At 67.6% G+C, this 25,835-nt stretch carries 14 protein-coding genes and 1 riboswitch; of the genes, 6 read left to right on the top strand and 8 right to left on the bottom strand.

The window, feature by feature from the left end; all coding sequences use genetic code 11:
• Positions 1–33: 33 nt before the first annotated feature.
• On the bottom strand, positions 34–780 hold the full coding sequence (locus ACUZUJ_RS21850) for a glutamine amidotransferase (protein WP_049446897.1): 747 nt from the start codon (positions 778–780) through the stop codon (positions 34–36).
• The gene (locus ACUZUJ_RS21845; protein ID WP_101766330.1) at positions 752–2,587 is read right to left on the bottom strand and encodes a GspE/PulE family protein; all 1,836 of its coding nucleotides are present in this window, start codon (positions 2,585–2,587) and stop codon (positions 752–754) included. Before ACUZUJ_RS21845 ends, ACUZUJ_RS21850 begins: the two co-directional genes overlap by 29 nt.
• A gap of 83 nt (positions 2,588–2,670) precedes the next feature.
• Between ACUZUJ_RS21845 and glyQ the strand changes: the two genes are divergently transcribed.
• The 4 genes from glyQ (at position 2,671) to ACUZUJ_RS21825 (ending at position 11,630) form a co-directional block, all read left to right on the top strand.
• A complete protein-coding gene (gene glyQ, locus ACUZUJ_RS21840) occupies positions 2,671–3,582 on the top strand; it encodes a glycine--tRNA ligase subunit alpha (RefSeq protein WP_006403404.1) in 912 nt (303 codons plus the stop codon).
• An 87-nt stretch (positions 3,583–3,669) separates the two neighbouring features.
• On the top strand, positions 3,670–5,745 hold the full coding sequence (gene glyS / locus ACUZUJ_RS21835) for a glycine--tRNA ligase subunit beta (RefSeq protein WP_458220341.1): 2,076 nt from the start codon (positions 3,670–3,672) through the stop codon (positions 5,743–5,745).
• 234 nt (positions 5,746–5,979) lie between these two features.
• Entirely contained in the window at positions 5,980–7,776 is a 1,797-nt protein-coding gene (locus ACUZUJ_RS21830) for an autotransporter assembly complex protein TamA (RefSeq protein ID WP_083663084.1), read from the top strand.
• Positions 7,773–11,630, top strand: a complete 3,858-nt coding sequence (locus tag ACUZUJ_RS21825) for a translocation/assembly module TamB domain-containing protein (RefSeq protein ID WP_458220340.1) — start codon at positions 7,773–7,775, stop codon at positions 11,628–11,630. Before ACUZUJ_RS21830 ends, ACUZUJ_RS21825 begins: the two co-directional genes overlap by 4 nt.
• A gap of 11 nt (positions 11,631–11,641) precedes the next feature.
• Here ACUZUJ_RS21825 and ACUZUJ_RS21820 read toward each other — a convergent pair whose 3' ends face one another.
• From ACUZUJ_RS21820 to ACUZUJ_RS21810, 3 genes are all read right to left on the bottom strand, one after another.
• Positions 11,642–12,889: a heat-shock protein gene (locus tag ACUZUJ_RS21820; protein ID WP_458220339.1), complete on the bottom strand. Its 1,248-nt coding sequence runs from the start codon at positions 12,887–12,889 to the stop codon at positions 11,642–11,644.
• Positions 12,886–14,259: a heat-shock protein gene (locus ACUZUJ_RS21815; RefSeq protein WP_510468059.1), complete on the bottom strand. Its 1,374-nt coding sequence runs from the start codon at positions 14,257–14,259 to the stop codon at positions 12,886–12,888. The genes ACUZUJ_RS21820 and ACUZUJ_RS21815 overlap by 4 nt, the downstream gene beginning before the upstream one ends.
• Positions 14,260–14,339: 80 nt before the next feature.
• Positions 14,340–16,028, bottom strand: coding sequence for a molecular chaperone HscC (locus tag ACUZUJ_RS21810; RefSeq protein ID WP_164118755.1), 1,689 nt, complete (start codon positions 16,026–16,028; stop codon positions 14,340–14,342).
• Between the two features lie 126 nt (positions 16,029–16,154).
• On the opposite strand from ACUZUJ_RS21810, the gene ACUZUJ_RS21805 reads away from it, so the two are divergent.
• Together ACUZUJ_RS21805 and ACUZUJ_RS21800 are read left to right on the top strand one after the other, a co-directional pair.
• Complete coding sequence (locus ACUZUJ_RS21805) at positions 16,155–18,302, top strand: S46 family peptidase (RefSeq protein WP_101766326.1); 2,148 nt, start codon at positions 16,155–16,157, stop codon at positions 18,300–18,302.
• A gap of 163 nt (positions 18,303–18,465) precedes the next feature.
• Positions 18,466–21,912, top strand: a complete 3,447-nt coding sequence (locus ACUZUJ_RS21800) for a hybrid sensor histidine kinase/response regulator (RefSeq protein WP_049446912.1) — start codon at positions 18,466–18,468, stop codon at positions 21,910–21,912.
• Between the two features lie 99 nt (positions 21,913–22,011).
• On the opposite strand, the gene ACUZUJ_RS21795 is transcribed toward ACUZUJ_RS21800, so the two are convergent.
• The 3 genes from ACUZUJ_RS21795 to acs form a co-directional block, all read right to left on the bottom strand.
• Entirely contained in the window at positions 22,012–22,587 is a 576-nt protein-coding gene (locus tag ACUZUJ_RS21795; protein WP_032957840.1) for a manganese efflux pump MntP, read from the bottom strand.
• 88 nt (positions 22,588–22,675) lie between these two features.
• A riboswitch (yybP-ykoY riboswitch) is annotated at positions 22,676–22,765 on the bottom strand.
• 190 nt (positions 22,766–22,955) lie between these two features.
• Positions 22,956–23,621: a response regulator transcription factor gene (locus ACUZUJ_RS21790; RefSeq protein ID WP_006477308.1), complete on the bottom strand. Its 666-nt coding sequence runs from the start codon at positions 23,619–23,621 to the stop codon at positions 22,956–22,958.
• Positions 23,622–23,702: 81 nt separating this feature from the next.
• Positions 23,703–25,646, bottom strand: a complete 1,944-nt coding sequence (acs, locus tag ACUZUJ_RS21785; protein WP_049446915.1) for an acetate--CoA ligase — start codon at positions 25,644–25,646, stop codon at positions 23,703–23,705.
• Positions 25,647–25,835 lie beyond the last annotated feature (189 nt).

Genomic DNA, 25,835 nt, shown 5'->3' with positions numbered 1-25,835 from the left:
AGGAGGGGGCCGGGCGGTTGCCCGTGGCGCCGATTATCCCTGTTTTGCCGCCGGCTGGGCTGAAGACAGCCGCGCCTGGCGGACGAAGCGGCGCAGCAGCTGGCGGGCCAGCGGTGCGGCGCTGACCGCGCGCTCGATGCTGCGGGCGCAGCCGCCGTGGCGGCCGATGCAGTCGGCGCGGGCGCGCACGTAGCCGCGCATGTGGTGGGTGGCGAATTCGGGGTGGAACTGTACGCCCCAGGCCTGGCGCCCCCAACGAAAGGCGTGGCAGCCGTCCAGCGGCGAGCGTGCCAGCACTTCGGCACCGTCGGGCGCGCGCAGCACGGTCTGCAGGTGGGTGGCGTGGGCGGCGAAGTGCTGCGGCAGGCCCTGGAACAGCGGGTCCTGCGCGGCCTGCGGTTGCAGTTCCAGCTCGATCGTGCCGGACTCGCGCCCGGCCGGGTTGTAGGCCACTTCCCCGCCCAGTGCGTGCGCCAGCAGCTGGTGCCCGTAGCAGATGCCGAATACCGGAAGGTCGTCGTGGGCGGTCTGGCGCAGCCATGCGGCGCTGCGTTCACTCCATTCGGCGTGGTCGGTGACGAAGGCGGCCGAGCCGGTCACCAGCACGCCAGCGAAGGCATGCGGGTCGGGCAGGGCATCTCCGTGTTCGACATCGACCACCACCGTCTCGTGCTCTTCCAGCCCGGCGGCGACGCGGATCCAATGCGGGAAGCGCCCATAGCGGCGCAGTGACGGCACCGGTCGGCCGGTTTCAAGGATCAGGAACGGGGCTGGGTTCATCCGGGGGCGGCAGGACTGACAGGACTTCCTCGATTGTAGTCAGCCCCTGCGCCACCTTTTCAAGCCCGGCCTGGCGCAGGGTTCGCAGCCCTTCAGCCCGCGCGGCGCGGGTGAAGCCGGCCAGATCCATGTCGGCGCGGATCTGTCCGCGCAGGCGCGAGCCCAATGGCAGCAACTCATACAGGCCGATGCGGCCGAGGAATCCGGTGCGCCGGCACTCCAGGCAGCCGACCGGCCGACAGGGCGTGGCGGCATCTGGATATGCGGCATGGCTATCAGCCAGCACCGCCCAATCGGCGGCGCCGAGGCTGTGTGGCTGCTTGCAGTGCGGGCACAGCGTGCGCACCAGGCGCTGGGCAAGGATTCCGTTGAGGGTGCTGGCCAGCAGGTAGTGCGGCACGCCCAGGTCGAGCAGGCGGGTGACCGCCGACGGCGCGTCGTTGGTATGCAGGGTGGACAGCACCAGGTGGCCGGTCAGCGACGCCTGCACCGCCATCTGCGCGGTCTCCAGGTCGCGGATCTCACCGATCATGATGATGTCCGGGTCCTGCCGCAGCAGGGTGCGCACGCCGCTGGCGAAGTCCAGGTCGATGTTGGCCTGCACCTGCATCTGGTTGAACTCGGGCGCGATCATCTCGATCGGGTCCTCCACCGTGCAGACGTTCACGTCCGGCGTGGCCAGCCGCTTCAGCGTCGAGTACAGGGTGGTGGTCTTGCCCGAACCGGTCGGGCCGGTGACCAGCACGATGCCATGCGGGCGCTCGACCAGCGCATTCCAGCCGGCGGCCTCCTGCGGGCTGAAACCGAGCTGGTCGATGCTCTTGAAGGCGGCATCGGGGTCGAAGATGCGCATCACGCACTTCTCGCCGAAGGCGGTGGGCATGGTCGACAGGCGCATCTCGACTTCGCGGCCGCCCGGCGAGCGGGTCTTGATGCGGCCGTCCTGCGGGCGCCGGCGTTCGGCCAGGTCCATGCGGCCGAGCACCTTGATGCGGCTGACCACGGCGGTCATCACCGCCGGTGGCACCTCGAACACCTTGTGCAGCACGCCGTCGATGCGGAAGCGCATGCGTCCCATCTCGCGGCGAGGTTCCAGGTGGATGTCCGAGGCGCGCTGCTCGTAGGCGTACTGCAGCAGCCAGTCGACGATGTGCACGATGTGCTGGTCGTCGGCGTTGACGTCGCCGGTGCGGCCCAGCTCGACCAGCTGCTCGAAGCTGGGCAGGGTGGTGTTGGCCTCGCCACGGACGTCGCCGCGGGCGCCACGCACCGAGCGGGTCACCCCGTAGAACTCCATGGTGTAGCGGTGCAGGTCCAGCGGGTTGACCACCGCCAGCTCGATGCGGCGGCGGGTCAGGTGCTGCAGGTCGCGGCGCCATTCCTGTACCAGCGGCTCACTGGTGGCCACCAGCACGCGCTCGGCATCCACTGCCAGCGGCAGGAAGCGGTGGCGGCGGGCATAGGCGTGGGAGACCAGCGCGGTGACGGCCGCGACGTCGACCCGGGTCGGATCGATGCGCAGGTAGCGGCTGCCGGTCCGCCGGGCCAGCCATTCGGTCAGGCGCTCCAGGGTCAGCTCGCCACCGTCGCGGGCGGCCAGCTTGAGGTTGGACAGCAGTACCAGCGGATGCACTTCACTGGCATTGCGCGCGCCCTGTGCGGAAAACCGCATGCGCTCGCCCTCGTGCTCGGCGACCAGGCCATCGGCCAGCAGTGCCGCACCGACCTGTTCGAAATGCAGGCGGCCCCACGGCAGCGGGACGCCGCCTGGCTCGCCGGGCGTGCCCACCGGCAGCCGATGTTCCATCTGCCTGCTCCTCCCGGGTACGGAATGCCCCGCAGGTCGGCCGTTATACTAGCGCACCCCCTTGCCGGCCAAGACTCGTACGCATGTCCGCGACCCCGACCGTTCCGATCACCTTCCAGGGCCTGATCCAGACCCTGAACCAGTTCTGGGCCCAGCAGGGCTGCGTGCTCATCCAGCCGCTCGACCTGGAGGTGGGCGCCGGTACCTTCCACCCGGCCACCTTCCTGCGTGCGATCGGTCCGGAAAGCTGGAACGCGGCCTACGTGCAGCCGTCGCGCCGCCCGACCGATGGCCGCTACGGCGAGAATCCGAACCGCCTGCAGCGCTACTACCAGTACCAGGTGGCGATGAAGCCGGCGCCGGACAACATCCAGCAGCTGTACCTGGATTCGCTGAAGGCACTGGGCATCGATCCGCTGGTGCACGACCTGCGCTTCGTCGAGGACAACTGGGAATCGCCGACGCTGGGCGCCTGGGGCCTGGGCTGGGAAGTCTGGCTCAACGGCATGGAAGTGACCCAGTTCACCTACTTCCAGCAGGCCGGTGGCCTGGAGTGCCGCCCGGTGCTGGGCGAGATCACCTATGGTCTCGAGCGCCTGTGCATGTACCTGCAGAACTGCGACAACGTCTACGACCTGGTCTGGACCTACGGCCCGGACGGCCAGCCGGTGACCTACGGCGACGTCTACCACCAGAACGAGGTGGAGCAGAGCACCTACAACTTCGAATACGCCGACGTCGAAGAAATGTTCCACCGCTTCGACGCCTGCGAGCGTGAAGCGCAGAAGCTGGTGGAAGTGAACCTGCCGCTGCCGGCCTACGAGCAGGTGATGAAGGCCAGCCATACCTTCAACCTGCTCGATGCGCGCCGCGCGATCAGCGTGACCGAGCGCCAGCGCTACATCCTGCGCGTGCGCGCGCTGGCCCAGGCGGTGGCCAAGGCGTACTACGAGCAGCGCGAGAAGCTGGGCTTCCCGGGCGCGAAGAAGGCCTGACCGCCTTCCTGCACCGACCCGCTTTTCACCCACTACCCGGGGCGCCGGACGCGTTGCGCGCTGCGCCCCCACCACAGGATCGAACCGATGAGCCAATTGTCCCCCCTGCTGATCGAACTGGGCACCGAGGAGCTGCCGGTCAAGGCGCTGCCGGGCCTGGCCCAGGCGTTCTTCGACGGTGTCGTCGAAGGCCTGCGCAAGCGCGGCGTCGCGCTGGAACTGGGCGATGCGCGCCCGTTGTCGACCCCGCGCCGCCTGGCCGTGCTGCTGCCGGGCGTCGGCCTGGAGCAGCCGGAACAGCACAGCGAAGTGCTGGGCCCGTACCTGAACATCGCGCTGGACGCCGAAGGCCAGCCGACCAAGGCCCTGCAGGGCTTCGCCGCCAAGGCTGGGATCGACTGGACCGCGCTGGAGAAGACCACCGACAACAAGGGTGAGCGCTTCGTGCACCGCGCGGTGACCCCGGGTGCGAGTACTGCCAGCCTGCTGCCGGAAATCCTGCGCGAGGCGATCGCGGCGATGCCGATTCCCAAGCCGATGCGCTGGGGCGACCATGCCTGGGGCTTTGCGCGCCCGGCGCACTGGCTGGTGCTGCTGCACGGTGCCAACGTGGTCGAGGCCGAGCTGTTCGGCCTGCAGGCCGGCCGTGTCAGCCGCGGCCATCGTTTCCACCACGACCAGGCCGTGTCGCTGGCACAGCCGCAGGACTACGTTGAAGCCCTGCGCGCCGCGTTCGTGCTGGTCGACCCGAGCGAGCGCCGCGCGCGCATCGTCGCCGAGGTCGAGGCCGCTGCGGCCAAGGCTGGCGGCAGCGCCCGCATCACCGACGACAACCTGGAGCAGGTGGTGAACCTGGTCGAGTGGCCGTCGGCGGTGCTGTGCAGCTTCGAACGCGCGTTCCTGGCGGTACCGCAGGAAGCGCTGATCGAGACGATGGAGATCAACCAGAAATTCTTCCCGGTGCTGGATGACAGCGGCACGCTGACCGAGAAGTTCATCGGTATCGCCAACATCGAATCGAAGGACGTGGCCGAAGTGGCCAAGGGCTACGAACGCGTGATCCGCCCGCGCTTCGCCGATGCCAAGTTCTTCTTCGACGAGGACCTGAAGCAGGGCCTGGTGTCGATGGGCGAGGGCCTGAAGACGGTGACCTACCAGGCCAAGCTGGGCAGCGTGGCCGACAAGGTGGCGCGCGTGGCCGCCCTGACCGAAGTGATCGCACCCCAGGTCGGCGCCGATCCGGCGCAGGCCAAACGTGCGGCCGAGCTGGCCAAGAACGACCTGCAGTCGCGCATGGTCAACGAGTTCCCGGAGCTGCAGGGCATCGCCGGCCGCCACTACGCCGTGGCCGGTGGCGAATCGGCCGATGTGGCGCTGGCCATCGACGAGGCCTACCAGCCGCGTTTCGGCGGTGACGACATCGCGCTGTCGCCACTGGGCAAGGTGCTGGCGATTGCTGAACGCGTCGACACGCTGGCCGGTGGTTTCGCCGCAGGCTTGAAGCCGACCGGCAACAAGGACCCGTTCGCCCTGCGCCGCAACGCGCTGGGCCTGGCCCGCACGATCATCGAAAGCGGCTTCGAGCTGGACCTGCGCGCGCTGCTGGCCAGCGCCAACGCCGGCCTGGTCGCGCGCAATGTGCAGGCCGACGTGGGTGAGCTGTACGACTTCATCCTCGACCGCCTGAAGGGCTACTACAGCGACAAGGGCGTGCCGGCCACGCACTTCAACGCCGTGGCCGAGCTGAAGCCGGCCTCGCTGTACGACTTCGACCGCCGCCTTGACGCAATTGGCACGTTTGCCGCGTTGCCGGAAGCAGAAGCACTGGCTGCGGCCAACAAGCGCATCCGCAACATCCTGCGCAAGGCCGAGGGCGACATTCCGGCCCAGATCGATCCGGCGCTGCTGCAGGAAGATGCCGAACGCGCGCTGGCCGAAGCGGTCACCGCGGCCATCGACGACACCGGCGCCAGCCTGCAGCACAAGGACTACGTGGTCGTGCTGGCACGCCTGGCGCGCCTGCGCCCGCAGGTCGACGCGTTCTTCGATGGCGTGATGGTCAATGCGGAAGATCCGGCACTGCGTGGCAATCGCCTTGCGCTGCTGACGATGCTGGGTGAGCGGCTGGGCAAGGTCGCGGCGATCGAGCATCTGTCGAGCTGAGATGTGGTGCCAAGCAAGCTTGGCACCCACCGGTAGTGCCGGCCGCTGGCCGGCATTGCCCCCGCGGACCGGATCGCCGGCGGATGTCCATCGGGGTCATCGCCGGCATCGGGCACGATGCCGGCATCCTCGCCTGCGATCACGATGATCGCCACAAAGGCGCGTATTTTGACCGCAACTTAACAACCGATCCCCAATGACGTGATGCATTTCGCATCGTCACCTTCGGTCGGTATGCTGTGCCGCATGCAGCCAAAGAAATACGCCCTGCCGCTGATGGTCCTGTCGCTGGCCGCCACCTCCGTGGTCCACGCGCGCGGCACCATCGACAAGGTGGACATCAAGGGATTGGACAAGGGCGACGACGCCGCAATCATCGAGAACATCCAGGAATCGCTGTCGCTGTACGACACGATCGGCAAGGAACAGGGCGAATCGCGCCTGGAGTACCTGCTGTCCCAGGCCGAGCGGCAGACCCGCCAGGCACTGGAACCGTTCGGCTACTACAACCCGGTGATCAAGGTCGAGGCGCCGCGCGAGGACGAGCACGTCCGCGTGCTGATCCATGTCGACAAGGGCACCCCGGTGACCGTGCGCCGCGAGCACATCGACATCACCGGCCCGGCGATGTACGACCAGTACCTGCAGGATGACCTGGCCGCGTTCAAGCCGCGCAAGGGCCAGCGCTTCGAGCACACCCAGTACGAAGCCAGCAAGATCACCATCACCCGGCGCCTGGCCGAGCGCGGTTACTTCGATGCCGACTACACCCAGCGCCAGGTGCAGATCACCCGCGCCGACAATGCCGCCGACATCGACCTGACCTGGGACAGCGGCCGCCGCTACAACATGGGCCCGGTGCGCTTCGAACAGGACTACTTCGTCGACAAGCTGTTCGATCCGCTGGTGTACTGGGACCAGGGCAGCTACTACCACGAGGGCAAGCTGGACCGCCTGCGGCAGTCGCTGACCAAGCTGGACTACTTCAGTGTGATCGACATCCAGCCGCGCCCGGACCAGGCCGACGAGAACGGCGACGTGCCGGTGGACGTGAAGCTGACCCGGGCCAAGCGCACGATCTACACCGCCGGCCTGAGCTACGGCAGCGAGAGCGGCCCGGGTGTGCGCGGTGGCATCGAGCGGCGGTTCCTGAACAACCGCGGCCACAAGATGAACACGCAGCTGGACTATGCGCAGAAGCGCAAGAGCCTGGTCACCAGTTACCGCATCCCGGCGTTCAACTGGCTCGATGGCTGGTACACCTTTGCCGCCAGTGCGTATGACGAGCAGACCGACTACATCGACCTGCGCAACTTCAAGCTGATCGCCAGCCGCAGCGGCGAGATCAACGAGCACTGGACCGCGATCGCCTCGGTCAACGCGCTGCGCGAGCGCTGGCGCTATGCCTCCGGCACCGAATTCACCGACGCGGTCTACAACACCTCGACGCTGGTGTACCCGCAGATGGTTGCCGACTACGTCAACGTCGACGACGAGATGTTCCCACGCAAGGGCATCAGCGGCACTGCGACGATGCGTGCCGGTGTCGAAGGCGCCGGCTCGGATACCAGCTTCGTGCAGGCCAACGCGGTGTTGCGCTGGTACATCCCGGTGGGTGAAAGCAATCGCCTGATCCTGCGCGGCGAGGGTGGCACCACCTGGACCAGCGATCTGGTGGCAATGCCGCCCAGCCTGCGCTACTTCGCCGGTGGTGACCGCAGCATCCGCGGCTATGCCTACCGCGAGGTCGGCCCGCGCACGCCGGCACCGGACAAGTACGCGCTGGGCGCCAAGAACCTGGTGATCGGCTCGGCCGAATACGAGCACTATTTCAATGGCGGCCCCTGGGGCGCGGCGGTGTTCGTCGATACCGGCAGCGCCTTCGACAACACCATCGACCTTCATACCGGCGTTGGCTTCGGCGTGCGCTGGAAATCGCCGGTGGGCCCGGTGCGCATCGACGTGGCGCATGGCCTGAACAACCCGGATTCGCAGTTCCAGCTGTACCTGAACATCGGAGCGGACCTGTGAGCACGCCCGCACCGACCCCGAACACGCCGCCACCGCGCGTGCGCTTCTATCGCCGCCGCCGCTTCTGGGCGTGGTCCGGCGCCGGCGTGATCGGCCTGGTACTGCTGGCCCTGCTGGCGGTGTACTGGCTGCTGCAGACCGTGGCCGGCCGCGATGTGCTGCTGGCACAGGTGGTGGCGCGGCTGCCGGTGGGCGCCAGCTTCACCTGGGACAAGGTGGACGGCCCGGTGGCCGGCCCGCTGACCTTGTACAACGTCGACTTCCGCTACGACGACATCCACTTCCACGCCGAGCGTGCGCACCTGGAGCCGGACCTGCGCCCGCTGCTGGGCCGCAAGCTGCTGCTGGACAAGCTGGAGCTGACCAACGCGACGTTGAACCTGGCCAAGAGTGACGAGCCGTTCAAGCTGCCGTCGTGGCCCGATTCGCTGCCGCAGATCGAGATGCCGCTGGCGATCCAGGCCGATGCCATCGCCATCGACGGTTTCCGCATCAGCCAGGCCAACGAGCCGGTGATCGACATCAGCCGCGTGCGTGGCGGCATCGAGATCGCCAACGGCGAGTTCCAGGCGCACAAACTGGTCGTGGACAGCGACATGGGCAATTTCACCGCCCAGGGCCGCTACATCCCGGCCAAGGACTACGACACCGACGTGACGGTGACGGCAGTGCTGCCGGCGCCGCGTGGCCGTACCGCAGCGACGCTTGGCCTGGTTGCGCGCGGTGACCTGTCGCACATGGAAGTAGCGGTGGCCGGGCGTGCGCCGAAGCCGCTGCACGCGATGCTGGTGTTCGATGGCCGCACCGACCCGAGCTGGAGCGCCAGCATCCGCAGCGACGAGCTGGATCTGGCGTTGCTGTCGCCGGCACTGGCCAGCTCGGCGATCGCGCCGCTGGCATTGGACTTCACCGCCGCCGGCAAGGGCGGCAACGCCAACCTGCGTGGCAAGGTGAAGCAGGGCGACCAGGAACTGGAACTGGCACCGTCGGTGGTGTCGCTGCAGGACCAGGTGCTGAAGGTTTCACCGCTGCTGGTGAAGGGGCTCGGTGGCGAAGCCCGCCTGGAGGGCACCGCTGATTTCAGCCAGGAAGACCAGCAGAAGCTCAACTTCTCGGTGGTCGCGCGGGACCTGACCTATGTGCCGGCGCCCGATCCGAACACCGCCGGCAGCGCACCGGTACCGGTGACCCTGAAGGAAGCACGCTTCGGCCTGGCCGGCACGTTGAAGGCCTGGGCCGCGATCGGCCGCGCCGAGGTCGAGCGTGATGCGCAGAAGGCGCAGCTGCGCTTCGACGTGCGCGGCAATGACCAGGCCGCGTCGATCCATCAGCTGCAGGCGCAGACCCCGGGTGGCCAGTTGCAGGTGGAAGGCCAGGTGGCCTGGGCACCGCAGCTGGACTGGGATGCCAAGGCCACGCTGAAGGACTTCGACCCCGGCTATTTCGTGCCGGGCTGGAACGGCCGCCTGTCCGGCAACCTGGCCTCCAAGGGCCGCCAGCTGCCGCCGCCGGCCAATGCCGCACCAGGCACCGCCGGAACGCTGGAAGCCACGGTGGACCTGCCCTCGCTGAAGGGCATGCTGCGCCAGCGCAACCTCGACGCACAGGGCAAGTTCGCGCTGCAGGGCGCGCAGGGCCAGGGTGACCTGAAACTGTCGCTGGGCAGCAGCCGGGTGACCGCGTCGGGCAAGGTCGGTGACCGCCTCGACATTGATGCGCGTTTCGAGCCGCTGCAGCTGAGTGACCTGCTGCCGGGCGCCGACGGTGGCCTGCGCGGCCAGGTGCAGGTGAAGGGCCCGCGCGATGCGCCGGACATCACCGCCGACCTAGTCGGCAACAACCTCAACTGGGATGGCTACGGCGCCGAGAGCGTGAGCATCAAGGGCCACCTGCCGTGGCGCGGTGACAGCGGCACGCTGGCGGTGCAGGGCCAGCAGGTCAACGCCGGCATGCTGCTGGAACGCTTGAATGTGGATGCGCAGGGCAGTGTCTCCAACCTGCGCCTGGCGGCGCAGACCCGCAACGAGATGGGCGCGATCGAGCTGCAGGGCAGCGTGCGCCAGCAGGGTGCGCAGTGGCGTGGCGAGCTGGCATCGCTGCGCATCGCACCGGTGAAGGGCGACGCCTGGTCGCTGCGTGCACCAGCGGCGTTCGCGATCAACGGCGGCACCTACACGCTGTCCGAAGCCTGCCTGGCCGCCGCCAGCAGCGGTGCACTGTGTGCACAGGCGAACTGGCCGCGCGAGGGCCTGGTGGTGCGCAGTGATGCGTTGCCGCTGGCGCTGGTGCAGCCGTGGTTGCCGCCGCAGTCCGGCCGCCGCATCTACCTGCGCGGCGATGTCAGTCTGGACGCGCAGATCCGCCCGCGCGGCAACGCCTGGGAAGGCCATGTGGAAGTGCGCTCGAAGGAAGGTGGCGTGCGCCTGGGTGAGAACCGCAATGCCGTGGGGGACACCACCCGTGGCGAGCTGGTGCGCTACGACCAGTTCTCGCTGAAGCTCGACATGACGCCGGCCAGCATCAAGGGCTACCTGGGCATGGGCTTCCAGGGCAACGGCTTCGTCGACGCCAAGATGCAGACCGGCTGGGAAGCCAGTGCGCCGCTGAACGGTGAGCTTTACCTCAACATGTCGCGGCTGTACTGGCTGGAGCTGTTCTCGCCGGACATCGTGCGACCGACCGGCCTGATCGAAGGCCACGTCAGCCTGCGGGGTACGCGTGGCCAGCCGTCGCTGGGTGGTGACGCGCAGCTGAGCAACTTCAAGGGTGAATTCCCGGCACTGGGCCTGACCTTCGATCAGGGCAAGGGCAGCTTCGTGGCCCAGCCCGACGGTTCGGCCAAGATCACCGCGCAGGCCAACTCCGGCCAGGGCACGTTGTACGTGGATGGTGGCCTGTCGTGGTTCGGCGATGCACAGCCTCTGCAGCTGAAGATCCACGGCGAGAACGTGCTGCTGTCCAACACCAGCGAACTGCGTATCGTCGCCAACCCCAACCTCGACTTCACCCTGGCCAAGGCCGCGATGGAGCTGCGTGGCACCGTGCACGTGCCCGAGGCCGACATCGACCTGGAGCGCCTGGACCGTGGCACCTCGGTGTCCGAAGACGTGGTGGTGCTCGACCCGGCCGATCCGGAAGAGTCGCGCACCTCGCCGCTGGACATGGACCTGACGGTCAGCCTCGGTGACAATGTGAAGATGACCGGCTTCGGCCTGAAGGGTGCGCTGACCGGCAAGATGCAGGTCTGGGCCAAGCCCGGCCGCGAGATGACCGCCAATGGCGGGCTGGAAGTGAGTGGTCGCTACAAGGCGTATGGGCAGGACCTGACCATCACCCGTGGCAACCTCACCTGGAACTACAACGCGGTGTCCGACCCGCGCATCAACATCCGTGCCGAGCGCCGGATCGGCGATGTCACCGCCGGCATCGACGTGACCGGGCGTGCGCAGCAGCCGCGTGCGGACGTGTGGTCCGATCCGGCGATGTCGCAGTCCGAAGCGCTGGCCTACCTGGTGCTCGGCCGCAGCCTGACCGGTGCCAGCAGCGACCAGACGCAGCAGGTCAACGCGGCCTCGGCGGCACTCTCTGCAGGCAGTGGCCTGCTGGCCTCGCAGCTGGGCGCCAAGCTGGGGCTGGACGATGCTGGCGTAAGCCAGTCGCGCGCGCTGGGTGGCTCGGTGATCGGCGTCGGCAAGTACATTTCGCCCAAGCTGTACGTCGGCTACGGCGTGTCGCTGGTCGGTGCCGGTTCGGTGATCACGCTGAAGTACCTGCTGCGTCGCGGCTTCGATGTGGAAGTGGAGTCGAGCACGGTGGAAAACCGTGGGTCGATCAACTGGCGGCGGGAGAAGTAACCCGCCGCCACTCAACCGCCCTCTGTGCCGGGGTCCATCTGGCTGACGACGGCGAAGGAGGGGGCTGGCCTGCGCGGACGAGGCCCGTGCGTGAGCATGCCGAGTGCATCAGGCGGCGACGATGGTTCGACGGGCGCTGGCGCGGACGCCGTTCGCGATGGAGTCCATCCCACGAAGGTCGCCAGCATGACGACGCCGGCCACGATGACCACCGAGGCATGGATTGCCACGCGTTTCATGCCGGACGTGCTGATCGCAAGCGGTCGCGCGGCATCACCCAGCAGTGCCAGAACTGCCAGAACCGCCAGCACGATCATTGCACCCAGCAGGCAGCGAACAATCGCCACCTGCATCTTCAGGAGACTGAAGTGCCTGGGCTGCGATATCGCCATCCAGAAGGCGATCTGACCTGCGTCCAGTGGCGCCAGCGTGTCGCGGACGGTGTGCACCCCCAGATGCTGCATCGTGCGCCGCATGGTGCCTGCGCGCCCGGGCACGCAGGCCGACAGCGTCGATTCCAGCCAGTGCCACGGTCGGGTCAAGCGTTCCATGCGGGCATGGGCTTCCTGTGCGGACACGCGGTCCTGCGGTCGATCCAGTGCTGCGGTGAGGGCCGCGTGGTTGCGCGGCTGCAGCAGCCAGTGGCGATGCAGCTGACTGCGTCGTGCACGCACCCGGTAGGGATCGATATCAGCCCGGATCTCATCCCAGCAGAAATACCGGCTGAGCAGATCGAAGTTGGACTCGCACAGGGGCCCGCCCTGGTGCAGCAGCTGCTGCAGTACCACGTCGCCGATGCGTGGCCTGTCAGCCAAGGACCACAGCTCCGGACGATGGGCCAGCCAGCGCTCGAAGCTGGCCGGGTCGGCATCGGTCGCGGTGTTGACCAGCAGGCGCGCAAACCGGGACAGGCTCAATGGCTGCTCCACTACATCGTCCGGCATGTCGGTGTCGAACGTGCATGGATGATGCAACACCGGCATGTGGTCCATCGGCGAATGGCTGTCGTACGGCGCCGGTGGCTCGGGTGGGCTGTTGTCTGCAGGCGTGGTCGTCAGCGCTTCTGCACTGCTTTCCTCCTGCCATTGCGCGCGGTTGCGTACCCACCGCAGCGCTTCCTGGTAAGCCTCGTGCAGCGCCTGGAATGCCACCGGGTCTTCGTCCGGGCGCGCCGCGCGCAACTTCTGCGCGTAGGCGCGCTTGATCGCCCGTTCGTCGGCGCCGGCGTCGAGCCCGAGAGCGTCCAGCGTCCGGTTCACGCAGTGTTTCCAGAGGCCGGCGGGAGCCGGTCAATCGGCGCGTGACGACGCGCGCGATGCACGAACTCGGCGCCCCACTGCAGCAGGGTCAGAACGATGCCTGCTTCGGCGATCAGCATGGCAAGCACCATGAACACGGCGTGGCGGATTCCGAACCGCATCCGGGCACCGACGCGTCGCCACAGGCGCGCAGTCGCCAAGGGCAGTGCCATGAAGATCAAGAGCGTACCTTCCATGCGGTGGCCCAGGCCATGGACAAGAACCAGGCTGCCGATCGCCATCAACGGCGCCGGCAGGGCCAGCAGCAGGCCTGCACGCTGATGAGTGAGGTCAAGCGTAAGCTGGCGCAGTGCCCAGCGAACAGGAACCCACAGCACTCCCGTCACCGCCAGCAGCAGGCCCAAGAGCGCCCCCAGCTGGACGAACATCGCGGTTTCGCCCGCCTTTCCCTGGACCAACGAGACACCTGCGATTCCACCAAAGAACAACAGGCTGCAGACGCCCAGCAGCACGCCACGCAGCGCGTTCACCTGCCAGCGCCACTGGTTGGGCCGGGAGACGTCGGCAAGACTTCGCCAGAACAGGATCTGCTGCGGATGCCATGCCTCGGGTACCTGCTCCCTTCCCCCCGACTCGATGGCATCCAGCAGTGCGTTGACTTCATTGATGTGTTCGGGCAACTGCGCCTGCCAGAGGGATCGCCACGCGTTCCATGGCTGCGACAGGTAGCGCAGGCAACGGCTGACCGTGATCTTCCCCAGCCGCAGGCTGCCCTCCTGTTCAAGCTGCGCTGACAGCTCCGCCGCATTGCCGGTCTCGGCGGCCCAGCGTCGATGACCGCGCGATCGGATCGATATCAGCCTGTCCGCATCCAGGCCGTCGTGAACATCATCCCAGCCGAAACAACGTGCCAGCAGATCCATGTTGGCGGCGCTGATGCCATCGTGACTGCGTGCCAGTTCGTCCAGCAGTGCGTCGCCCACCAATGGCTTGTAGCGCAGCGACCACAGGACCGGCGTGGCCTCCAGCCATGGCCCGAAGTCTTCAGGGGAAGACAGATGGGCCATGCGCAGGATCGTCTGCGCATGGCCCGATACATGGACCACACCCTCCAGCTCCACCACCGGTGCTGTGCGCAGCAGCACCGGCGCGCCGCGGGGTGGCAATGGAGGCGAGTACGAACGTGTCCCGGGCGGCGTCGAGGCCGCGTCGGCGTCGTACGGCCAAGGTGTGATGTCGGCTGCATGCTCTGCCGGTTCGGCCTCGCTCGCGGTATCGGCCGGAGGATCCTGGCGGGCCCAGTCCAATGCCGCCTGATAGGCCTCATGCAGGTGCTGGAAGGCGATGGGATCCTCGTCGGGGCGGGTCACCCGCAGGCGCTTTGCGTAGGCGCGCTTGATCGCGCGCTCGTCAGCCGTCTCGTCCAGCTCCAGGACGTGCAGTGCCCAGCTCATGCATCGCGCTCGAGGGTGTCGAGTACCTCGTCCAGCTGATGGCGATGACGCTCGACGGCAACGGCATCCTGGCTTTCCAGCACATGGCGGAAGCTGCTCAGCCACGACTGCAACAGTTCGCGGTGATGGATGCGTTCCTCGTAGAGGCGCTCGGTGCGGGCAATCACGGCCAGGTTGGGCTGAGCGTCGCGCGGGTGGATCTTCAATGCTTCCAGCACCCGCAGGCGCTGCTGGATTTCTTCGGGTGACAGCAGCCCGGGGTTCTGTTCCAGGATGAGCTCGTGGCGCCTACCGGTAGCGTCCTCGGTGACTTCGACCTGCAGCAGCCCGTTCACGTCGTAGGTAAAGCGGGCGGTGACGCTGCGCTCCTGCATCGGAACGGAATGGGTCAGCGGCACGCTCAGCTCACCGAGCTTGATGTTGCGATCCACCGTCGGGCTCTCGCCCTGGAACACGTCGATGCGGATGGCACTTTGCCGCTCGTGCAGCGGGTAGAAGCGATCCTCGCGGCTGACCGGCACCACGCTGTTGCGCTGGATGATCGGGTGGAAATAGCCGCTGCGCTCGCCACCGGAAGCATCCTGGCGGGACACCTGGGTGCCCAGTGTGTAGGGGCAGACATCGGTCAGCACGACCTCGCGCAGCGATTCGTCGCGCGCCTTCAGTCCGGCGGCAACGGCGGCACCCAGCGCAATCGCCTGGTCGGGATGGACATGGCGCAGTGGCAGCCGGCCGAACATCCGGGTCGCCAGCCTGCTGACCATCGGCATGCGTACCGCACCGCCGACCAGGATGATGTCGTCCAGCGCCTCGGGCTTGAGCCGGGCGTCGCGGATCGCGCGCTCGATGGGCGTGCGCATGCGCAGCAGCAGCGGCTCACAGAGCTGCGCGTAGCGTGCTTCATCCAGCTGCCACTGGCGTTCGCGGCCGGCCAGGGGCAACTGCAGGCTGGCAGCCCCGCTCTGGCTGAGTTCGCGCTTGAACAGTTCCAGCCGACGCAGCAGCTGCGCCTGCTCGGCAGCGGACAGGTCGCTGGCGGACGTGCCCTGGTCGGCATGGAAGGCCTGCACGAGTACCTGCAGGAAGTCCTCGCCGCCCAGGAAATTGTCGCCGGCGCTGGCATGCACTTCGACCACGCCGTCGAACAGTTCCAGGATGGAGACGTCGAAGGTGCCACCGCCCAGGTCCAGCACCAGCACGCGGCCTTCGCCGTCACGCTCCTGCAGGCCATAGGCCAGCGCGGCGGCCGTGGGTTCATTGATCAGGCGCTCGACACGGATGCCGGCCAGCTCGCCGGCAGCCCGGGTGGCCTTGCGCTGGGCATCGGAGAAGTAGGCCGGCACGCTGATCACCGCTTCCTCCACCTTGTGGCCCAGGGCGGCTTCGGCGTCGGCCAGCAGCGAGCGCAGCACCATCGCCGAGAGCTCCTCGGGACGGAAGCTGCGCTCACCCAGCCGGGTCTCACGGTCGCTGCCCATCCAGCGCTTGAAATGGGCCACGGTCTGCTGCGGATGGCTGACCAGGCGGTCACGGGCCGGCTGGCCGACCAGCACGGCGCCATCGACGAGGCTGACCACCGAAGGGGTCAACAGCTCGCCATGGGCATTGGGGAACAGCTGCGGTCCCGCTGCCGTGTGCATGCCGATGAGGGAATGGGTGGTGCCAAGATCGATGCCGACGATCATCTGCGGACGTCCGATGTGCAGAAAACGGCAATTCTAGGAGTGCGACGCAGGCCTGACTATCGGGCGTTGCCCGACAGCGCCCCACGGGCTATGGTCCCGGGCTGTTCTGTCGTACCGGATTGCCTCATGTCACCACGCAAAGCCCTTCCCACCGCCCTGGCCCTGGGCCTGACCCTCGCCGCCGGTGCCCACGCCGATGAAGGCATGTGGATGCCGACCCAGTTGCCGGAACTGGCCAAACCGCTCCAGGCCGCAGGTTTCAAGGGCAATCCGGCCGACCTGGCCAACGTCACCGCGCCGCCGCTGAGCGCCGTGGTGCGTGCCGGTGGTGGCACCGGCTCGTTCGTGTCCAGCGATGGCCTGCTGCTGACCAACCACCACGTGGCGATGGGCGTGATCCAGTACAACAGCTCGCCCGAGCACGACCTGATCAACGGTGGCTTCATCGCCAGGGACCGCGCCGACGAGCGCCCGGCCAACCCGGACTTCCGTGTGCTGGTCACCGTCGGCTTCGACAAGGTGACCGACCAGGTGCTGGCGCAGGCGCGTGGCAAGACCGGCCGTGCCTACTTCGATGCCGTGGATGCGGCCAGCAAGCAGATCGTGGCCGAGTGCGAGAAGGACGGCAGCGTGCGTTGCTCGGTGGCCAACATGTACTACGGCACCGACTTCTACCGCATCGCCCAGCTGGAGCTGAGCGACGTGCGCTTGGTGTACGCGCCGCCGCGTGCGATCGGCAACTACGGCGATGAGATCGACAACTTCATGTGGCCGCGCCACACCGGCGACTTCACCCTGCTGCGCGCTTACGTGGGCAAGGACGGCAAGCCGGCCGCCTACAGCAAGGACAACGTGCCCTACCAGGCGCCGGCGCACCTGCAGATGTCGGTGGAAGGGCCGAAGGAAGGCGACTACGCGATGCTCGCCGGTTACCCGGGCATCACCTACCGCCACCGCACCGCCGCCGAATTCGCTGGCCAGATCGATACCGTGCTGCCGCGCCGCGTGTCGGTGTTCCAGCAGATGATCGACACCATCGAGGCGGCCAGCGCCAAGGACGCGCAGGCGCGTACCCGCTACGCCTCGCAGCTGCAGTCTCTGAAGAACAACCGCAAGCGCGCCGCCGGTGAGCTGGAAGGCCTGCTGCGCAGCGACGCCAAGGCCCAGCGTGCCGCCGACGAGACGGCGATGCTGGCCGCCACCGACCGCAAGTACCAGGGCGACATCAAGGCGCTGCTGGCCAACCTGTCGCAGGGCGCGGCGGTGGGCGAACGTGACCTGCTGCTGGAGCAGATGGCCGCACAGAGCCAGCTGCTGCGCTCGGCGCTGCTGCTGGAACGCCTGCGCATCGAATCGGCCAAGCCGGACGCACAGCGCGAGAGCGGCTACCAGCAGCGCGACCAGGCGATGATCGAAGGCGTGCTCAAGCAGGTCCAGCGCCGTTACGCGCCGGAAGTCGAGAAGGCGCTGCTGAGCACCCTGCTGACCCGCTACCAGCAGCTGCCGGACGCGCAGCGCGTGGCCGAGTTCGACGCCGCCTTCGGCCGTACCCCGCAGCAGCTGGCGACGGCGCTCGATACCCTGTACGCCGGCACCCAGCTGGGCGAGGAGGCACAGCGCCTGTCCCGTTTCGCTGCGGCCCGCGAAGGCAAGGCACTGGCCGCCGATCCGCTGATCGCCGTGGCCGGCCCGCTGGTGGCCGCGCAGCTGCGCATCGAGAACGAGAGCAAGACCCGCGAAGGCGAGCAGCTGCGCCTGCGCCCGGCCTACATGCAGGCGCTGTTCGCCTGGCGTGCCAAGCAGGGCCGTGCGGTGTACCCGGATGCCAACCGCACCCTGCGCATCAGCTACGGCAAGGTCGAAGCGCTGCATCCGCGCGACGGCGTGACCTACTCGCCGGTGACCACCGTGGCCGGCATCGTCGAGAAGAACACCAACGCCTATCCGTTCGATGCTCCCAAGCCGCTGCTGGCCGCGATCGCCAAGGGTGACTTCGGCAGCACCGCCGACCCGGCGCTGAAGACCCAGACGGTCAACTTCCTGACCAACCTGGACACCACCGGCGGCAACTCCGGCTCGCCGGTGCTCAACGCCAAGGGCGAACTGATCGGCCTGAACTTCGACAGCAACTGGGAGTCGGTCAGCGCCAGCTGGTGGTTCGACCCGCGCTACAAGCGCGCCGTGCACGTGGACATGCGCTACCTGCGCTGGCTGCTGGCCAAGGTCTACCCGGCACCGGAACTGCTGAAGGAAATGGGCGTGCCGGCCCAGTAACGCCGGCTCCTGGTGGGTGCCCACCGTTGGTGGGCACGGAGGCCTCCGTCACGACCAACGGTCGTGACCCACCGTCATGCCACCCTTGCGCCCCTCCGTCGTGACCTACCATCACGACCAACGGTCGTGATCTACTGGCCCCTGTCCTGACGGAAACGCGCGCGTGGTCTCCAGCTGGATCCTGCTGCTGGTCTCGGTTGCCTATGCCGCGCTGCTGTTCGGCGTGGCGTGGTGGGGTGACCGTCGGCCGATGTACCCCGACCGGCCGTGGCTGCGGCCGGTGGTCTACAGCCTGGCGCTGGCCGTGTACTGCTCGTCGTGGACGTTCTACGGCGCGGTCGGCACCGCCGTGCGCAACGGCGTGGGCTACCTGCCGATCTATATCGGTCCGTTGCTGCTGCTGTTGTTCGGCTGGCGCATCATCGAGCGCCTGGCGCTGATCGCGCGCAGCCAGAACGTGGTGTCCATCGCCGACTTCATCTCTTCGCGCTTCGGCCGCTCGCGGCGGCTGGCGGCGCTGGTGGCGATCATCGCGCTGATCGGCATCATTCCGTACCTCGCCCTGCAGTACAAAGCGGTGGCGATGAGCCTGCAGGTGCTGACCGGCAACACCGGCCCGACCGGCTTCTTCACCGATCCCGCGCTGTATGTGGCGCTGCTGATGGCATTGTTCGCCACCCTGTTCGGTACCCGCCAGGTCGATGCCACCGAGCACCACCACGGCATGATGCTGGCGATCGCCTTCGAATCGGTGATCAAGCTGCTGGCGATGCTGGCCGTGGGCGTGTTCGCCTACCTGTGGCTGAGCAACCGCACCGACGCGGTGGTCGAGTCGGTGCATACGCTGTTCACCGGCCTGCCGCCGGTGGGCTTCATCTCGCAGACCCTGCTCAGTTTCCTCGCCATCATCTGCCTGCCGCGCCAGTTCCACGTGGCCGTGGTCGAGTGCGGTGACGTGCGCGACGTGCGCCGCGCGCGCTGGATGTTCGGCGGCTACCTGGTGCTGATTTCCGGCATGGTGCTGCCGATCGCCACCGCCGGCGTGACCCTGTTCGGCACCGGTGGCAGCGTCGCCGACGATTCGATGGTGCTGGCCCTGCCGCTGGCCGAGGGCCGCAACGCGCTGGCGCTGATCGCCTATGTGGGCGGGTTCTCGGCGGCCACCGGCATGGTCATCGTGTCGTCGATCGCGCTGGCCACCATGGTCAGCAACGACCTGGTGATGCCGGTGCTGCTGCGCCGTAGCGGTGACCACCAGGAGGCCGCCGACGTCGCCTCGCGCGTGCTGTGGATCCGCCGCCTGGCGATCCTGCTGCTGGCACTGATGGCCTACAGCTATTACCGCACCAGCAGCAACGACAGCACGCTGGCCTCGTATGGCCTGATGGCGTTCGCAGCGGTGGCGCAGTTCGCGCCCGGCCTGATCGGCGGCCTGTACTGGCGTGGCGCCAGCCGTCGTGGCGTCGAGACGGGCATGCTGCTCGGCTTCGCCACCTGGCTGTACACCCTGCTGCTGCCGGCGATGACCATGGCCGGCTGGGTCGATGCCGCCTGGGTGCAGCACGGCCCGTTCGGCATCGAGTGGCTGCGGCCGCAGCAGCTGTTCGGCATGACCGGCTGGGATCCGTTGACCCACGGTACGTTCTGGTCGCTGCTGGTCAACGCGGCGACGATGATGCTGGTGTCCGCGCGCTGGCGGCCCGGCGTTGATGAGCGGCTTCGCGCTGCGCCGTTCCTCGATCCATATGCCGAGCGCCCGTCGGTGGCCGGTGGTTGGCCGGGTCACGTGCACGTGGGCGACCTGCTGGCGCTGGCCTCGCGCGTGGTTGGCGAGCGCCACGCGCGGCGTTCGTTCTTCGAGCAGGCGCAGTCGCTGGGCCGCGAGCTGCAATCCTCGGCGCCTGCGGACCGGCCGTGGGTACAGTTCACCGAGCGCCTGCTGGCCGCGTCGATCGGTGCGGCATCGGCACGCCTGCTGCTGACCAGCCTGCTGCGCGGCTCGGGCATGGACCTGGGTGAAGTGGTGGCGGTGCTGGACGAAGCGGGACAGGAACTGCGCTTCAACCGCGAGATCCTGTCGACCACGCTGGAGAACATCAGTGCCGGGGTCAGCGTGGTCGACCCGGACATGCGCCTGACCGCGTGGAACCGCCGCTACCAGGATATGTTCGGCTACCCCGACGGCATGCTCTACGTGGGCCGCCCGGTGGCCGACCTGATCCGCTACAACGCCGAGCGTGGCGAGCTGGGCGAGGGCGATATCGAAGTGCAGATCAACCGCCGCATCGGCTACATGCGCGCCGGTTCACCGCACGTGTTCGAGCGCACCCGCAGCGATGGCAAGGTGATCGAGATGCGTGGCCAGGCTCTGCCCGGTGGTGGCTACGTGACCAGCTACAACGACATCACCGACTACAAGCACGCGGAAAAAGCGTTGCTGGAAGCCAACGAGACGCTGGAACAGCGCGTGGCCGAACGCTCGCATGAGGCCGAGGTCGCGCAGCAGTCGAAGACCCGCTTCCTGGCGGCGATCAGCCACGACGTGCTGCAGCCGCTGAACGCCGCAAGGTTGTTCGCTTCGGCACTGCGCGACAGTGATCACGTGAGCGACGAGCAGAAGCATCTGGCCGAGCGCGTGGACGCGTCGCTGCGCGCGGCCGAAGAACTGCTCGATGGCCTGCTGGATGTATCGCGGCTGGATGCCGGCGGCCTGCACCCGGTGATCGGCGAGTTCGACGTGAGTGCGCTGATGCGCGAACTGGCCGCGCAGTACACCCCGGTTGCTGCCGGCCGTGGCCTGCGCCTGGACCTGTTCGCGCGCCCGGCATGGGTGCGCAGTGACCGCCGCCTGCTGCGCCGCGTGCTGCAGAACTTCCTGGCCAATGCGCTGCGTTACACCCGCCAGGGCCGCATCGTGCTGGCCGTGCGCCAGCGCGGCGACGAAGTGGAACTGCAGGTATGGGATACCGGGCCCGGCATTCCCGAGCACCACATGCGGCAGATCTTCGATGAGTTCCACCGCTACCAGCAGCCGTTCGACTGGGGCGAGCAGGGCCTGGGCCTGGGCCTGTCGATCTGCCAGCGCATCTCGCGCCTGCTTGACCATCGCCTCAATGCGCGCAGCCGGGTCGGCAAGGGCTCGATGTTCTCGATCATTCTGCCGCGGGTGGCGCCGCTGCCGGGCTATACCGAACTGGCCACGCCGGTACCGACCGTGGCCGCACCGGTACGCAGCGATTCGCTGGCCGGCCTGCGCGTGCTGTGCGTGGACAACGACGAGGAGATCCTCGACGGCATGCGCGCACTGCTCGGCCGCTGGCAGGTGCAGGTGATCACCGCCGCCACCGTCGACCAGGCGCTGGAGAAGATCGCCGAGCGCCCGCAGGTGATGCTGGTGGATTACCACCTGCACGACCGCATGGATGGCCTGGACGCGCTGGTGGCGTTGCGCGAGGCGGCCGGTTACCCGCTGCCGGGCGCACTGCTGACCGCCGATGGGCGTGATGAGCTGAAGCGGATGGCACGCGAACGGGGTTACCGCGTGCTGACCAAGCCGATCAAGCCGGCCTCGCTGCGCGCCTTCCTGGGCGCGCTGCGCGACGCGCAGTAGCGCCGGCCGCCCGGCAGTAGATCCACGCCATGCGTGGATGTGACGTCTGGTAGTGCCGGCCGCTGGCCGGCAACCACGCAATCGCCCGCTCTCGGCGTTTTACCCCACGCCGTGCAGGTGCTCGTACAGGATCGTCGCACCGATGATCACCAGGATCACGCCACCGATGATCTCGGCGCGCTTGCCGACCATGCTGCCCAGCACGCGGCCGAGCATGATGCCGACGGTGACCATGGTCAGCGTGCACAGGCCGATCACCGCAGCCATCACGCCGATATGCACGTCCATGAAGGCCAGGCCGATGCCCACCGCCATCGCGTCGATGCTGGTGGCGAAACCGGTCAGCGCCAGCTTCCAGAAGCCGTGGTGCTGCGAGGGATCCTCGTCGTCCTCGGCACTGTCCGGGCGCAGGCCGTTGTAGATCATGTGGATGCCCAGTGCGCCGAGCAGGCCGAAGGCGATCCAGTGGTCGAAGGCTTCGACGTACTGCAGGGCGGCACGGCCAAGCAGCCAGCCGATGATGGGCGTGATCGCCTCGATGACGCCGAAGATGATGCCGGCACGCAATGCATCGCGGAACACCGGCTTGCGCATGGCCGCGCCCTTGCCGATTGCAGCGGCGAAGGCATCGGTGGACATGGCAAAGCCGATCAGGAGGATCGAAATGGGGGACATGGGCGGCGGCTGAGGTCGGGCTAGGACGGACGCACGGCCTGCGCTCGCGCCCAACCTGATGTTGCGCGCGCGGGCCGCTGGTCTCGCCAACCATCATGGTTGTCCACGCCACGGCGCACTGGCCGAGTATGTTGACGTGGACGATTCCTGCGAAGGAATCCGGCTACTCCCCAAGGGGACGCGAAGCTTAGCATCGCGATCCGCGCGTGGCGCACTTCCAGCGAAACGCGCAGGCAGGGCTGGTTTGTATAGCGATGGCTATAACAGGGCGAAGCAAAGGCGTGCCAAGCAAGCTTGGCACCTACCAGTGCGGTTTCAGATGATGTCGCGCGTTTCAGGCGATTGCCGGCCAGCGGCCGGCACTACCGTCAATCTTCTTCCGGCGGCAGCACGATGGCGTCGTCGTCGATCGCCAGCTTGCCGGCCATCAGCACGGCCTGGGTGCGGTTGGTCACGCCCAGCTTGCGCAGGATGGCGGTGACGTGGGCCTTGATCGTCGCTTCGGAGACGTTGAGGTCGTAGGCGATCTGCTTGTTCAAGCGCCCAGCGCCGAGCATCTGCAAGACGCGGAACTGTTGCGGGGTCAGCTCACGCAGGCGCTGGCCGACTTCGCGTTCCTCGCTACCGGTGGGCGGCACGTTGTGCGCTTCCGGCGGTGCCCAGGTCTCGCCATCGAGGATGGTGCCCAGCGCGTGGCCGATGGTGTCCGAGTCGGCCGACTTCGGAATGAAGCCCAGCGCGCCGTGGTCGAGTGCACGGCGCATCACCGTGGCTTCTTCGCGCGCGGACACCACCACCACCGGCAGGTGCGGGTGCAGCGAGCGCATGTGCACCAGCGCGTTGAAACCCTGCGCACCGGGCATGTTGAGGTCCATCAGGACCAGGTCGGCGTCGTTGTGCTGGTCGGCCAGCGCGTACAGTGCTTCCACGCTGTCGGCCTCGAACAGCTGCACGCCGGGGATGACCCGCTGCACCGCCCCACGCAGGGCTTCGCGGAACAGCGGGTGGTCATCGGCAATCAGGAGGGTGGTCATGGTCGGGGGGAACCGTGGGGGGAAACTCTATGGGGTCAGAGCCCTTTCCTGGCGGAAAGGGATCTGACCCCGGGTGATGCATCAGCGTACTTTGCGCTCGTCCACCAGCGACGCCACCACCGACGGGTCGGCCAGGGTCGAGGTGTCGCCGAGCTGGTCCGGCGCGTTCTCGGCGATCTTGCGCAGGATGCGGCGCATGATCTTGCCCGAGCGGGTCTTCGGCAGGCCCGGCGCCCACTGCAGGTGGTCCGGCGTGGCGATCGGGCCGATCTCCTTGCGCACCCAGGCGACCAGTTCCTTCTGCAGCTCATCGCTCGGTGCTTCTTCGGCCACCAGGGTGACGTAGGCGTAGATGCCCTGGCCCTTCACGTCGTGCGGGAAGCCGACCACGGCCGCTTCGGCCACCTTCGGGTGCGAGACCAGCGCACTTTCCACTTCGGCGGTGCCGATGCGGTGGCCGGACACGTTGATCACGTCGTCGACGCGGCCGGTGATCCAGTAGTAGCCGTCTTCGTCGCGGCGGCAACCGTCGCCGGTGAAGTAGCTGCCCGGGTAGGTGCGGAAATAGGTATCGATGAAGCGCTGGTGGTCGCCGTACACCGTGCGCATCTGGCCCGGCCAGGAATCGCGGATGATCAGGTTGCCCTCGGTTGGGCCGTCCTGGATCTCGCCATCGGCATTGACCAGCGCCGGCTGCACGCCGAAGAAGGGCAGGGTGGCCGAGCCCGGCTTGAGGTCCATCGCGCCGGCCAGCGGCGAGATCAGGATGCCGCCGGTCTCGGTCTGCCACCAGGTATCGACGATCGGGCAGCGACTGTCGCCGACCACCTCGTAGTACCAGCGCCAGGCTTCCGGGTTGATCGGTTCGCCGACACTGCCGAGCAGGCGCAGCGACGCGCGCGAGGTCTTCTTCACCGGCTCCTCGCCCTCGCGCATCAGTGCACGGATGGCGGTCGGGGCCGTGTAGAAGATGGTGACCTTGTGCTTGTCGATGACGTTCCAGAAGCGCGAGGTGTCCGGGTAGTTCGGCACGCCTTCGAACATCAGCGAGGTCGCGCCGTTGGCCAACGGCCCGTACACGATGTAGCTGTGGCCGGTGACCCAGCCGACGTCGGCGGTGCACCAGTAGACGTCGTTCTCGCGCAGGTCGAACACCGCTTCATGGGTGTAGGCCGCGTACAGCAGGTAGCCGCCGGTGGTGTGCAGCACGCCCTTCGGCTTGCCGGTGGAACCGGAGGTGTAGAGGATGAACAGCGGATCTTCCGCGTTCATGCGTTCCGGCTCGCAGGTAGCCGGCTGGCTGTCCACCACATCGTGGAACCAGCGGTCGCGCGGGGCCTGCATGTCCACCGCGCCGCCGGTGTGGCGCACCACCAGCACGGTTTCCACGGTATTGGTGCCGGGCAGCTTCAGCGCGGCATCGACGTTGGCCTTCAGCGGAATCTTTCGACCACCGCGCAGGCCCTCGTCGGCGGTGATGATCAGCTTGCTCTGGCAGTCGCTGACGCGGTCGGCGATCGAGTTCGGTGCGAAGCCACCGAACACCACCGAGTGGATCGCACCGATGCGCGCGCAGGCCAGCATGGCCACGGCGGCGTCGACGATCATCGGCAGGTAGATGGTGACGCGGTCGCCCTTCTTGACGCCGAGGTTGCGCAGCGCGTTGCCGAGGCGGCAGGTGCGCTCGTACAGCTCGCGATAGGTCACGTGCTGGGCCGGTGCATCCGGGCCATCCGGCTCGAACAGCAGGGCGGTCTTGTCGCCGCGCGTCTCGAGCTGGCGATCCAGGCAGTTCACGCTGGCATTGAGCTCGCCATCTTCGAACCACTTGATGTGGAAATCGGACAGGTCGTAGCTGACGTTCTTGATCTTCGTCGGCTTGCGCATCCATTGCAGGCGCTCGGCGGCCTTGCCCCAGAAACCATCCGGGTCGGTCACCGAAGCCTGGTACTGCTGTTCGTACGACGTCTTGTCGATGCGTGCCTTGGCGGCGAACTGCGGATCGACGGGGTAGATATCAGCCATGGCACCCTCACTTGCACGTTGACTTTGTGTGTGCGGTCGCAGCATTGCGGCGACCGATCCCCTTCAGTTTGCCCCATCCACCCCCGGCCGCGTCACCACTCTGGTTAGACCATGGTCGAAAGTGAGCGCCCAGCAGGGCCGGGTTCGACCAATGGCGAATAGCCGCTATACATAATCGCCCCGCAGTCT

The sequence above is a fragment of the Stenotrophomonas sp. S4 genome (assembly GCF_054187805.2).
This window is presented reverse-complemented; position numbering and strand designations above follow the sequence as displayed.